Raw genomic sequence first — 12,413 nt, 5'->3', positions numbered from 1 at the left:
ACCAATAAACATCTACAGCGTTAAAACAACCGAATACATGTCTGGATAAATATTAAGTACCCAGTTTGCGACGCGGGCGGCATTTTAAGGTATTTCAAGGCGGGTGAACAGCGCCAGATCCCCGTCTGGCACTGGCTCTGCGCAGGACAGAAGTAAAGAGAGGTTGCTAATGATTAATAATCCAACATTTCTTAACTGCTGGTGTGTAACAAAATAATACAAAGAAGAGATTTATTTCTCGATGGGGAGTTTTTTACCTGATTTTTCCCGCCTAATTAATTGCCTTAAAAAATAAGGGTAAATATACGGGAAAAATCTTAATTAAGATTAAGTGGCTGATAATGATCTCTTTATCAGTAACGACTTAAGCTACCCCGACGATAAAGATTACGGCGAATACGGGTCAACCCTGGCTTCGGTTTACGTGGCTCATCAAGGCTTGCCAGCACCAGTTCCAGGACGCGTTCGGCAACGTCGCGGTGGCGCTGTGCTACCGCCAACACCGGGCACTGAAGGAAGTCCAGCAGTTCATGATCGCCAAAGGTGGCGATGGCCAGTTCTGAAGGTAACCGCCCCTGACGACGCAGCGTCACATCCATAACCCCCTGTAACAGCGCAAAGGAGGTTGTGTAAAGCGCATCCGGCATCTCGTGAGTTTCAAGCCATTTTTCAAAAAGCTGAGCGGCGGCTTCACGTTCATAGCTGTTGGCGTAGAGGTAATTGACTGTGCGGGGATCATCCTTCCAGGCCGTGCGGAACCCTTGTTCGCGCAGGAAACTGACTGACAGTTCAGGTAAAGCGCCCAGGTAAAGGATATTTTCACCCGGGAATTTGCGCAGTTCATCGGCCAGCATTTCTGCATCATCCTGGTCAGCACCGACAACGCTGGTGAAATGTTCACGGTCTAACGCACGATCGAGCGCAATAATAGGGAACGAATCGTTTGCCCAGCGCTGATAAAAAGGATGCTCCGGCGGCAAAGAGGTAGACACGATAATGGCATCAACCTGCCGCTGCAGAAGGTGCTCAATACAGCGCATTTCGTTGTCAGGCTGATCCTCAGAGCAGGCAATCAGCAGCTGGTAGCCGCGCTGGCGAGCCTGACGCTCAAGGTAATTTGCTATACGAGTGTAGCTGGTGTTTTCCAGGTCAGGGATCACCAGACCGATAGAACGCGTGCGTCCAGCACGTAGCCCGGCGGCTACCGCATTAGGGTGGTAGTTATGCTCACGTACCACCGCCATGACTTTCTCAACGGTTTTATCGCTGACGCGATACTGTTTTGCTTTTCCGTTGATGACGTAGCTTGCCGTGGTGCGCGACACGCCAGCCAGACGCGCGATTTCATCCAATTTCACTGTAGCCCCTTACTCTCCAGGTGATCCATAACCATACCCTGGCTATGGTTAACGACATTCACATCTAAACGCAGAATAATAACTTCAGCAACCGCTTTTGCGGGAGGTTGTTTTCTTATTTGCAAAAAAAAGCCCGGCAGTGATTACCGGGCATGTGAATTAGATCACATTCGTGACTAACGCATGATCTTATCGCCGCGTGAAACGCCAACAATACCCGAGCGGGCCACTTCGACAATTTTCGCAACGTCGCGGATCGTATCAAGGAACGCGTTGAGTTTATCGCTGGTCCCGACGAGCTGGACAGTGTAAAGCGTTGGCGTCACATCGATGATTTGCCCACGGAAAATTTCCGTACTGCGTTTCACCTCTTCGCGTCCATATCCACTGGCCTGCACCTTCACCAGCATTATTTCACGCTCAACATAAGCCCCCTGCCCCAGTTCACTGACGCGCAGTACATCCACCAGCTTATGCAGTTGCTTCTCAATCTGCTCCAGCACTTTCTCATCGCCAACGGTTTGGATAGTCATACGAGAAAGCGTGGGATCATCCGTAGGCGCTACGGTAAGGCTTTCAATGTTGTAGCCACGCTGAGAGAACAGACCAATGACCCGGGACAACGCACCTGATTCATTTTCCAGTAAGACAGATAATATCCGGCGCATAATCAGGTTCTCTCCGTTTTGCTTAACCACATTTCATCCATTCCGCCGCCGCGAATCTGCATCGGATAAACGTGTTCTGTACCATCAACCGTCACATCGACAAACACCAGCCGTCCACCGCGTACGGTTTCCAGCGCCTGGGCAAGTTTGCTTTCCAGCTCTTCAGGCTTAGTGATGCTAATTCCCACATGGCCATAAGCTTCAGCCAGACGAACAAAGTCCGGGAGAGACTCCATGTAAGACTGAGAATGACGACCAGAGTAAATCATATCCTGCCACTGTTTCACCATGCCGAGGTACCGGTTGTTCAGGTTCAAAACCAGAACCGACAAGCCGTACTGCAGTGCGGTAGAAAGCTCCTGAATATTCATCTGGATACTGCCATCGCCGGTGACGCAAATGACCGTTTCATCCGGCAACGCCATCTTCACGCCAAGCGCCGCAGGAAGGCCAAAGCCCATCGTGCCCAGGCCACCTGAATTTATCCAACGACGTGGCTTATCGAATGGGTAGTAGAGCGCGGCAAACATTTGGTGCTGGCCTACATCCGAAGTCACATAAGCATCGCCGTTAGTCAGACGATAAGCGGTTTCAATAACCGCCTGCGGCTTGATGGCCTCGCTGCTGCGGTCAAACTCCAGACACTGACGAGCCCGCCACTGTTCAATCTGTTGCCACCAGTCGCGGATGTCATCTCCCGATTGCTGAGTCTCTTCCTGGGCAAGTAAGTCCAGCATTTGGGTCAGAACCTGATGTGCATCGCCCACAATCGGGATATCCGCCGCCACGGTTTTGGAAATAGAGGTAGGGTCAATATCAATATGCAGTACCGTCGCATTCGGGCAGTATTTTGCGAGGTTGTTCGTGGTTCGATCATCAAAACGCACGCCAACGGCAAAGATAACATCCGAATGATGCATCGTCATATTGGCTTCGTAGGTGCCGTGCATACCCAGCATACCTAGCGACTGCCGGTGCGTGGCCGGGAACGCGCCTAGCCCCATCAGCGAAGAGACAACCGGAATGTTGAGCTTTTCGGCAAGCGTTAATAATTCTGCCTCACAGGCTGAATTGATAGCCCCACCGCCTACGTACATCACCGGCTTTTTAGCCGCAATCAAGGTCTGCAGAGCGCGTTTAATCTGCCCTTTATGGCCCTGTGTCGTTGGATTATAAGAGCGCATACTGACGGCATCAGGCCAGCTATACGGCAGCTTATTCAGCGGACTCATGATGTCTTTGGGTAAATCAACCACCACCGGCCCCGGACGGCCGCTAGAAGCAAGCCAGAAAGCCTTTTTAATGATCCCCGGAATGTCCTCGACCTGCTTTACCAGGAAACTATGTTTAACGACGGGCCGTGAGATACCGACCATGTCGCATTCCTGAAAGGCGTCGTAACCAATCAATGAAGTTGCGACCTGCCCGGACAACACAACCATAGGAATAGAATCCATATAGGCGGTTGCGATGCCGGTAATGGCATTTGTCGCGCCAGGCCCCGACGTCACCAGCACCACGCCGGTCTCCCCCGTAGCACGCGCCAGGCCGTCGGCCATATGCACAGCAGCCTGCTCATGGCGCACCAGCACATGATCGATTCCGCCCATAGTATGAAGCGCATCGTAAATATCGAGTACTGCGCCCCCCGGATAGCCGAATACTTGCTTTACGCCCTGATCGATTAACGACCGGACGACCATCTCGGCTCCTGACAACATCTCCATGGTTTTGCCTCCAGGCTCACGTTTTTGACCGCGCGTAGAAATCATTTCTCGCCGTCGTTGCGACAGGTTGTGTCTCTGCCTGTATCGTTTTTATAGGTTTAGCCCATTAACATAACCGCTCAAGATCCGTCAGGCAATTGCCTGCCGGGGCAAGCCGGAAAGAAGAAATTGCGCTCACCTCTATAAAAATCGTGCATGGCGGAGCGATCGACTAAATACGAGCGGTGACTATTAACGAATATGTCAAAGATGCGGAAAAACACAGTGTGTTATGTATTAATTTAGCATGATGTTGCTGCCAGGAGGCGGCCGTCAGAAAATGCTAAAGTAGAAAATACTGCCTTTTTTATATAGAAAAGTGGAAACGTACTGTTTATACCCAACAATCCAAAATACTACTGACGTTATTGGCATAAGCTTTTTGCTATCTGGTTTTGCACCCACAAATGCCCCTTGCCTAACCCCGCCTGGCAATACCACGATACATAGCAGCCGCGCGCCCTCTTGATGGAAAGCACATTAAAAAACTTAAAATTCAATATAATAGTTGTGTTACCAACAAGCCAGCGTGGCGCAAAGGCCGCCGGCTGTGTGTGGCACCAGGTTTAAGACGCAGGACACTACGGGGCCCTGACAGGCAATCGCCTGTAGCATATTCAACGTGCCGTCCCCTGGCGAGTGGAAGCCACCGCATGCCTCTGACTATAGCAATCAGGCACCGTGAATGGAGAACAAAAGCCGGGCTGCTCTTTGCCTGTGACGAAAACCTTTGCCCTCTCAAATAAAGAGACTTTTCTAAATTCAGGGCGCATGGTTTCATCATAAAAAGTCCCCGGCCAGATAACGTGGTTGCCGCTCAATATCGCCATGAAAATAAAACTTAAAAATTCATTAAGCATTCGGCGCGGTATATTTAATTGCGTCTAAAGCCCACGACATTATTTAACTGTCCAAAGGCGTGGCGACGCAAAGCGTAAACTGACGCTTGATTCGCTGCTCGTGGCTCATTCCGGACCATCTGTAAGGCATCACGAATGACGTCATCAAACTGAAGCACTCTGGCCGCGGCTTGTATAGTTCGCCCGTTACCGACAAATAGCTCATCACTGAAGGTCGTTTACAGTCGCGTCACAGCGTGGCTGAGCGCAAGCTCTCAGTAGCAAATCAAAAACAGTCAGTAAATTTAAGTCCAGATTATGTCGCCGTGGCTGTATGGTATCCCGCGCCTCCCGACGTTTATTTATTCTGCAATCCATTTTTCACTCCAGTAATGAATGGGAGTCTATTGCACAAGACACAAACTCGAAGCTCATTTTTTGTATTTCCTGCCCTACTTCATTTTTAACAACAGGCGTGGCCAGTGCGCTTATTATTGACGGTAACGAAACATCCCCCAAGGATCTATATATAAAGATTCACGGTATCTAACGAAAATTAAGATCCCCGTCGAACAAGGGACAAACCGTGAGTTTGGTCATATTTATAATGATGAACCTCAAAAACCCAACATATTATCAGGTGATATTATTTCATTTGCTATTAATTAATATATTAAGAAAAGTTACGTTAACAGTGTTTTTCACTGAGCAAACACCACCTGCTCATCCTTCCTGAGATCTCACTCCCCGCCTAAAGGTTGACACCTGCGTTGAGATCAAGTACCAATAAATACATCACGAAATTGCACAGGGCTTGAAACATGAATCGCACCGTCCGCCTACTTGGTCTACTACTAAACGCATCTTATTTGCGCGGTAGACTGGTGGGCGACAATCAGTATTGATTCAAGCCTTCAGACAGAAAAAACCCGCGCCAATGCGCGGGTTTTTTTATGCTCGTCGCGAAGGCGCCCAGACAGATAAAGGACCGAACAATGAGCCAGCAAGTCATTATTTTCGATACTACATTGCGCGACGGCGAACAGGCTTTACAGGCAAGCCTGAGTGTAAAAGAGAAATTGCAGATCGCTATGGCGCTGGAGCGCATGGGCGTTGACGTCATGGAAGTCGGTTTCCCTGTCTCTTCCCCAGGCGATTTCGAATCTGTACAGACTATTGCCCGCAATATCAAAAACAGTCGTGTTTGCGGCCTGGCCCGCTGCGTTGAGAAAGATATTGATGTTGCAGCTGAATCCTTAAAAGTCGCTGAAGCCTTCCGTATTCATACTTTCATCGCCACCTCGCCAATGCACATCGCCACCAAGCTGCGCAGTACGCTGGACGAAGTGATTGAACGCGCCATTTATATGGTTAAACGCGCCCGCAATTATACCGATGACGTAGAGTTTTCCTGTGAAGATGCTGGCCGTACTCCGATTGCTGATTTGGCTCGGGTAGTTGAAGCCGCGATCAACGCAGGCGCAACCACCATTAACATTCCTGACACCGTCGGCTACACCATGCCGTTTGAGTTCTCCAATATCATCACCGGTTTGTATGAGCGCGTACCGAACATTGATAAAGCGATTATTTCCGTGCATACCCACGACGATTTGGGTCTGGCCGTAGGTAATGCAATGGCCGCAGTTCACGCGGGCGCCCGCCAGGTTGAAGGCGCGATGAACGGCATCGGCGAACGGGCCGGTAACTGTTCACTGGAAGAAGTCATCATGGCTATCAAAGTGCGCAAGGACATCATGAACCTGCACACTAACATCAACCATCAGGAAATCTGGCGCACCAGCCAGATGGTTAGTCAAATCTGCAATATGCCGATTCCGGCCAACAAAGCTATCGTCGGCACCGGTGCCTTCGCCCATTCCTCCGGTATTCACCAGGACGGCGTGCTGAAAAATCGCGAAAACTACGAAATTATGACGCCGGAATCTATCGGCCTGAATCAGGTACAGCTGAACCTGACGTCTCGCTCCGGTCGTGCGGCCGTGAAGCACCGCATGGACGAAATGGGCTACAAAGAGGCCGATTACAACCTGGATAACCTGTACGACGCCTTCCTGAAGCTGGCGGACAAAAAAGGCCAGGTGTTTGACTACGATCTGGAAGCTTTGGCCTTCATCAACAAGCAGCAGGAAGAGCCGGAGCACTTCAGCCTGGACTATTTCAGCGTGCAGTCTGGTTCTAACGGCATCGCGACTGCGTCCGTGAAGCTGGTTTGCGGCGAAGAAATCAAAGCTGAGGCAGCAAACGGTAACGGCCCGGTCGATGCCGTCTACCAGGCGATTAACCGCATTACCGAATACAACATTGAGCTGGTGAAATACAGCTTAACCGCCAAAGGCCAGGGCAAAGACGCGCTGGGCCAGGTAGATATCGTGGTGGATTACAACGGCCGTCGCTTCCACGGCGTGGGTCTGACAACTGACATTGTCGAGTCATCGGCCAAAGCCATGGTGCATGTGCTGAACAACATCTGGCGTGCCGGTGAAGTCGAAAAAGAATTGCAACGCAAAGCTCAACATCAGAATAAAGAACAAAATCAGGAAACCGTGTAATGTCGAAAAATTACCATATTGCAGTTTTGCCGGGTGACGGTATTGGCCCGGAAGTAATGGCTCAGGCCCTGAAAGTACTGGATGCAATTCGCCATCGCTTTGATATTCGCATCAGCACCAGCACCTATGATGTCGGTGGTGCCGCCATTGATCGCCACGGCAGCCCGCTGCCATCGGCCACGGTTGAAGGCTGTGAGCAGGCTGACGCGATTCTGTTCGGCTCAGTAGGTGGCCCGAAGTGGGAACATCTGCCGCCTGCGGAACAGCCTGAACGCGGCGCACTGCTGCCGTTGCGTAAACATTTTAAACTCTTCAGCAACCTGCGCCCTGCGCGTCTGTATCAGGGGCTGGAAGAGTTTTGCCCGCTGCGCGCCGACATTGCGGCAAACGGCTTCGACATTCTGTGCGTTCGCGAACTGACCGGCGGGATTTACTTCGGCCAGCCGAAAGGCCGCGAAGGCAGCGGCATGCACGAGAAAGCCTTCGATACCGAGGTCTACCACCGCTTTGAGATCGAGCGAATTGCGCGTATCGCCTTTGAATCTGCTCGCAAGCGCCGCAGCAAAGTGACCTCTATTGATAAAGCAAACGTGCTGCAAACTTCTCTGTTATGGCGCGAAATCGTTAACGAAATCGCGAAAGAATACCCGGACGTGTCGCTGTCCCACATGTACATCGACAACGCCACCATGCAGTTAATTAAAGATCCATCCCAGTTCGATGTTCTGCTGTGCTCCAACTTGTTCGGCGACATTCTCTCCGACGAGTGCGCCATGATCACCGGCTCTATGGGCATGCTGCCTTCCGCCAGCCTCAACGAGCAAGGCTTTGGCTTATACGAGCCTGCGGGCGGCTCCGCGCCGGATATCGCCGGGAAGAACATTGCCAACCCTATCGCGCAGATCCTGTCTCTGGCGCTGTTGCTGCGCTATAGCCTGGATGCTGAAGAGGCCGCTCAGGCTATCGAAAGCGCCATCAACCGCGCGTTAGAAGAAGGCCACCGCACCGGTGATTTAGCCCGCGATGGTCACGCAGTCAGCACCGACGAAATGGGCGACATCATTGCCCGTTACATCGCTCAGGGGAAATAATCATGGCCAAGACCTTATATCAGAAGTTGTACGATGCCCACGTCGTGTATGAAGCCCCGGAAGAGACACCGCTGCTGTATATCGATCGCCACCTGGTGCATGAAGTGACTTCCCCGCAGGCATTTGACGGATTGCGCGCCCACGGCCGCCCGGTTCGCCAGCCGGGGAAAACCTTCGCCACGATGGATCACAACGTGTCGACCCAAACCAAGGACATCAACGCCTCCGGCGAGATGGCCCGTATTCAGATGCAGGAACTGATGAAGAACTGCAAAGAGTTTGGCGTTGAGCTGTACGATCTGAACCACCCCTATCAGGGCATCGTTCATGTCATGGGGCCTGAGCAAGGGATCACCCTACCGGGCATGACCATCGTGTGCGGCGACTCCCATACGGCCACCCATGGCGCTTTCGGCGCGCTGGCTTTCGGGATTGGTACTTCCGAAGTTGAGCACGTCCTGGCTACGCAGACCCTGAAACAAGGTCGCGCGAAAACCATGAAAATTGAAGTCCAGGGCAAAGCAGCCCAAGGGATCACGGCCAAAGACATCGTGCTGGCAATCATCGGCAAAACAGGCAGCGCAGGCGGCACCGGTCACGTTGTTGAGTTTTGCGGCGACGCTATCCGTGCCCTGAGCATGGAAGGCCGCATGACGCTGTGTAACATGGCGATTGAAATGGGGGCCAAGGCCGGGATTGTTGCGCCGGATGAAACCACTTTCAACTATGTGAAAGGTCGTCTGCACGCCCCTAAAGGCGCTGACTGGGATGAAGCCGTCGAGTACTGGAAAACCTTCAGCACGGACGAAGGCGCGAAGTTTGACACTACCGTCACGTTAGACGCTGCGGACATCGCTCCACAGGTCACCTGGGGAACCAACCCGGGTCAGGTTATTTCTGTTACCGATAATATTCCTAACCCGGAGTCCTTCAGCGATCCGGTGGAACGAGCATCGGCGGAAAAAGCGCTGGCCTATATGGGTCTGAAGCCCGGTATTCCACTGACAGAGGTCGCTATCGATAAGGTCTTTATCGGCTCCTGCACCAACTCACGTATCGAAGACCTGCGTGCTGCGGCTGAAGTCGCCAAAGGCCGCAAAGTCGCGCCAGGCGTGCTGGCAATGGTTGTGCCAGGCTCCGGCCCGGTAAAAGCTCAAGCTGAGTCTGAAGGGCTGGATAAGATCTTTATCGAAGCCGGTTTTGAATGGCGTTTGCCGGGTTGCTCCATGTGCCTGGCCATGAACAACGACCGCCTGAACCCTGGTGAGCGCTGCGCCTCCACCAGTAACCGTAACTTCGAAGGCCGGCAGGGCCGCGGCGGACGTACTCATCTGGTCAGCCCGGCAATGGCCGCCGCCGCTGCCGTTAGCGGTCATTTTGCCGATATTCGTACACTGAAATAAGGGGAACCACCATGGCAGAGAAATTTATCCAACATACCGGCCTGGTCGTTCCGCTGGACGCAGCGAACGTCGATACCGATGCCATTATCCCGAAGCAGTTTTTGCAGAAGGTAACCCGTACCGGTTTTGGCGCGCACCTGTTTAACGACTGGCGTTTTCTGGACGATGCCGGGCAAGTGCCTAACCCGGAATTCGTGCTGAACTACCCGGAATTTAAAGGCGCCTCTATTCTGCTGGCGCGCGAAAACTTCGGCTGCGGCTCTTCCCGCGAGCACGCGCCGTGGGCATTAACCGACTATGGCTTCAAAGTGGTGATCGCACCAAGCTTCGCAGACATCTTCTACGGCAACTCGTTTAACAATCAGCTGTTGCCGGTTATCTTGAGCGATGAGCAGGTGGATGAACTGTTTAAGCTGGTCGATGCCCAGCCCGGCATTAAGTTCATCGTCGATCTGGAAGCACAGACGGTTCAGGCAGGTGAGAAAAGCTATTCGTTTGAGTTGGATAGCTTCCGCCGTCACTGCATGTTGAACGGCCTGGACAGCATCGGCCTGACGCTGCAGCACGAAGCCGCTATTTCAGGCTACGAGCAAAAATTACCGGCATTTATGCAGTAATAAAAAAGGGGCGCCTCCTCTGCGCCCCTTTTATTTCAGTCTTAACACCCGCCAGACATTCACTTTTTCCGTACTAAGTGCATAATGCTAAAGCGTTATTTATAACGACACGCCTTTAATTAGCCACGGATGAGCCAGCAAGAAATGCCGTCTGTTCCCTTTATCACTTACAGCAACGATGGCGGATCTATGCTTAAAAATCAGGACAGGCTACTTCACTTACTTATCTGTATCGGAGCCTGGATCGGCTGGTATGCATTATCCATTTTCGCAGCAATGCTGCCGGGCTTTGCAGGTCTCTTCCGGTCTGGAATGGCGATACCCGCGCTGGTCGTCTGTTTTTGGTTGCCGTACACCCTGATTATCTGGCGACACTATCAAAATCATTATGGGACGTTGCCTTTAGGGAAAGTCACCCTCTCTGGATTGATACTTCCGGCAATCGCATTATTTATGCTGGTTATTATTCAACAATTTACAGGCTCTCCTGAACCCTGGATGCAAAGCATCGAGCGGCTACCTGTGCTCAGTTTAGTGCTGTTAGCACTAACAGCCACTTTGCTGGTTCCCATTGCAGAAGAAGTTATTTTTAGAGGCTTTTTGTTAAATGCAGGCGAAGGGTACGGCAAAGTGGGTAAAAACGTCGCTATGTTGATGGCATCCGCTCTTTTTGCCTTCAGCCACTCGCAATATCAGAACGCAACGACCTTCATTAGCCTGTTTATCTTTTCAGTGATTCTTTGCCTGGCCCGGGTTTACTCTGGCAGCCTGATTGTGCCAATAGTTTTGCACGGCTTAAACAATGCAATATCGTTTTCCTTTTTGCTTTTACTTGATAAGCCGCTCCAATAGCGGCTCAAATCAAACGTTTCTTACCCGGCTAGTAAGGAACAGCGCGACCACCGCAAGCGCCGCCATCAGCCAGTAAACAGAATAGTGACCAAGACCTTCAGCCAGCGCGCCTTGCAGTATCCCCGCCAGAATCACCCCCGTTGAAATACTGTTGGTGAATAGCGTCGTCGCAGACCCTGGCCTTCCCGGCATCAAATCCTGGAACCACAGCATTCCTATCCCGGCGATGATCCCGATAAACACCGCATTAAACAGCTGCAAGAGCACCAGCGCCGTTTTAGAGTGAAACAGGATCAGTCCAAGATAAAACAGCACGCCCGCAGCTACCGCTGCCACCATCATGTTACGTTTTCCAAAACGCTTCACGTAGTAACCGGCGAGGATCATCGCGGGGATCTCCAGCCCTGCCGCAGTGCCCATCAGTAAACCCGCCAGCTCATCCGGCAATCCGAGATCCTGGCTTATCCACAGCGGCATATCGATGATGTACATGGTATTGCAGGTCCACATTAACATCGAAGCGAAAAACAACATCCTCACGTTGCTGTCTTTCCAGCCGCTGACCTGGGTTATCGCCACCTCAGCGGGCTGCTCGACTCTCGGAACAGACGGCAGCGCGAAAATAATCAGCGCCAGTGAAATGACGAATATTCCGGCAGCGATGAGAAACATCGTGGTGAAGCCATATTTCAGCGCCAGCATAAAGGAAAGCGGCGGCCCGATAACCCACGCCAGAGAAAGCTGCGCACGCATAATCGAGCTGAACATCACGACTTCACGGGCGGAACGATCGGCGTATTCCCGCGCCAGAGCAAAGATCTGCGGCATGGCTGTATTGGCTATCGACGCAAACATAACGCCAAGCGTAATCAGCGTCAGATAATGACGGTTGAAGGCAAAAAGCACGCAGTTTGCCACCGCCATCGCACAGCAAACCATAATCAGTTTTCGCCTGTCGCCCCGGCTATCAGATCTTTTAGCCAGCAGCAGACTTACCCCGATCCCGGCAATCGCGTTAACGGTATAAAACAGGCCAACCCAAAACGGCCGGACTTCGACTTCACGAGTTAAAAAGAGGCTAAGCGTCGGAGCCTGTAGCGCCCCGGCCACGCCAATCATAAAAGAGACGGCCATAAAGGCGGCGTATACAGGATTAAAACGGCGTGCGCGGGTCAAAAACCAGAGCATGGAGTGTCCTTAAAAGGAGATGTAATCAGAGGTTATTCGCTAAATGCATAAAGATTAA

General features: G+C 51.8%; 9 protein-coding genes. 5 read left to right on the top strand and 4 right to left on the bottom strand.

Translation table 11 applies throughout. From position 1 onward, the window contains the following. Window positions 1-353 precede the first annotated feature (353 nt). The 3 genes from VW41_03445 to VW41_03435 all read right to left on the bottom strand — a co-directional run bounded on the left by VW41_03445 (window position 354) and on the right by VW41_03435 (window position 3,753). Window positions 354-1,358: a transcriptional regulator gene (locus VW41_03445; GenBank protein AJZ88168.1), complete on the bottom strand. Its 1,005-nt coding sequence runs from the start codon at window positions 1,356-1,358 to the stop codon at window positions 354-356. A 176-nt stretch (window positions 1,359-1,534) separates the two neighbouring features. Then, window positions 1,535-2,026, bottom strand: coding sequence for an acetolactate synthase 3 regulatory subunit (ilvH, locus tag VW41_03440; protein AJZ88167.1), 492 nt, complete (start codon window positions 2,024-2,026; stop codon window positions 1,535-1,537). A gap of 2 nt (window positions 2,027-2,028) precedes the next feature. Further along, window positions 2,029-3,753 carry an acetolactate synthase 3 catalytic subunit gene (locus tag VW41_03435; protein ID AJZ91839.1) on the bottom strand — a complete coding sequence of 575 codons (1,725 nt, stop codon included), beginning with the start codon at window positions 3,751-3,753 and terminating at the stop codon, window positions 2,029-2,031. A 1,873-nt stretch (window positions 3,754-5,626) separates the two neighbouring features. Between VW41_03435 and VW41_03430 the strand changes: the two genes are divergently transcribed. The 5 genes from VW41_03430 to VW41_03410 all read left to right on the top strand — a co-directional run bounded on the left by VW41_03430 (window position 5,627) and on the right by VW41_03410 (window position 11,167). Then, a complete protein-coding gene (locus tag VW41_03430; GenBank protein AJZ88166.1) occupies window positions 5,627-7,204 on the top strand; it encodes a 2-isopropylmalate synthase in 1,578 nt (525 codons plus the stop codon). Continuing rightward, a complete protein-coding gene (locus VW41_03425; GenBank protein AJZ88165.1) occupies window positions 7,204-8,295 on the top strand; it encodes a 3-isopropylmalate dehydrogenase in 1,092 nt (363 codons plus the stop codon). Before VW41_03430 ends, VW41_03425 begins: the two co-directional genes overlap by 1 nt. Before the next feature lie 2 nt (window positions 8,296-8,297). Beyond that, window positions 8,298-9,698: an isopropylmalate isomerase gene (locus VW41_03420; GenBank protein AJZ88164.1), complete on the top strand. Its 1,401-nt coding sequence runs from the start codon at window positions 8,298-8,300 to the stop codon at window positions 9,696-9,698. Between the two features lie 11 nt (window positions 9,699-9,709). Continuing rightward, window positions 9,710-10,315, top strand: coding sequence for an isopropylmalate isomerase (leuD, locus tag VW41_03415; protein AJZ88163.1), 606 nt, complete (start codon window positions 9,710-9,712; stop codon window positions 10,313-10,315). Window positions 10,316-10,504: 189 nt separating this feature from the next. Beyond that, on the top strand, window positions 10,505-11,167 hold the full coding sequence (locus tag VW41_03410; GenBank protein ID AJZ88162.1) for a CAAX protease: 663 nt from the start codon (window positions 10,505-10,507) through the stop codon (window positions 11,165-11,167). A gap of 9 nt (window positions 11,168-11,176) precedes the next feature. On the opposite strand, the gene VW41_03405 is transcribed toward VW41_03410, so the two are convergent. Next, entirely contained in the window at window positions 11,177-12,355 is a 1,179-nt protein-coding gene (locus VW41_03405) for a sugar transporter (GenBank protein AJZ88161.1), read from the bottom strand. Window positions 12,356-12,413: the final 58 nt, after the last annotated feature.

The organism is Klebsiella michiganensis (assembly GCA_000963575.1).
GTDB lineage: Bacteria > Pseudomonadota > Gammaproteobacteria > Enterobacterales > Enterobacteriaceae > Cedecea > Cedecea michiganensis_A.
Note: the sequence above shows the minus strand (reverse complement) of the source record. Positions and strands in the feature narration are given on the sequence as shown.

Excerpts from the sequence above, each read along its gene's own strand:
- VW41_03425 (AJZ88165.1), top strand. The coding sequence starts at position 7,204 with ATGTCGAAAAATTACCATATTGCAGTTTTGCCGGGTGACGGTATTGGC.
- leuD (AJZ88163.1), top strand. The coding sequence starts at position 9,710 with ATGGCAGAGAAATTTATCCAACATACCGGCCTGGTCGTTCCGCTGGAC.
- VW41_03430 (AJZ88166.1), top strand. The coding sequence starts at position 5,627 with ATGAGCCAGCAAGTCATTATTTTCGATACTACATTGCGCGACGGCGAA.
- VW41_03405 (AJZ88161.1), bottom strand. The coding sequence starts at position 12,355 with ATGCTCTGGTTTTTGACCCGCGCACGCCGTTTTAATCCTGTATACGCC.
- VW41_03410 (AJZ88162.1), top strand. The coding sequence starts at position 10,505 with ATGCTTAAAAATCAGGACAGGCTACTTCACTTACTTATCTGTATCGGA.
- VW41_03420 (AJZ88164.1), top strand. The coding sequence starts at position 8,298 with ATGGCCAAGACCTTATATCAGAAGTTGTACGATGCCCACGTCGTGTAT.
- VW41_03435 (AJZ91839.1), bottom strand. The coding sequence starts at position 3,753 with ATGGAGATGTTGTCAGGAGCCGAGATGGTCGTCCGGTCGTTAATCGAT.
- ilvH (AJZ88167.1), bottom strand. The coding sequence starts at position 2,026 with ATGCGCCGGATATTATCTGTCTTACTGGAAAATGAATCAGGTGCGTTG.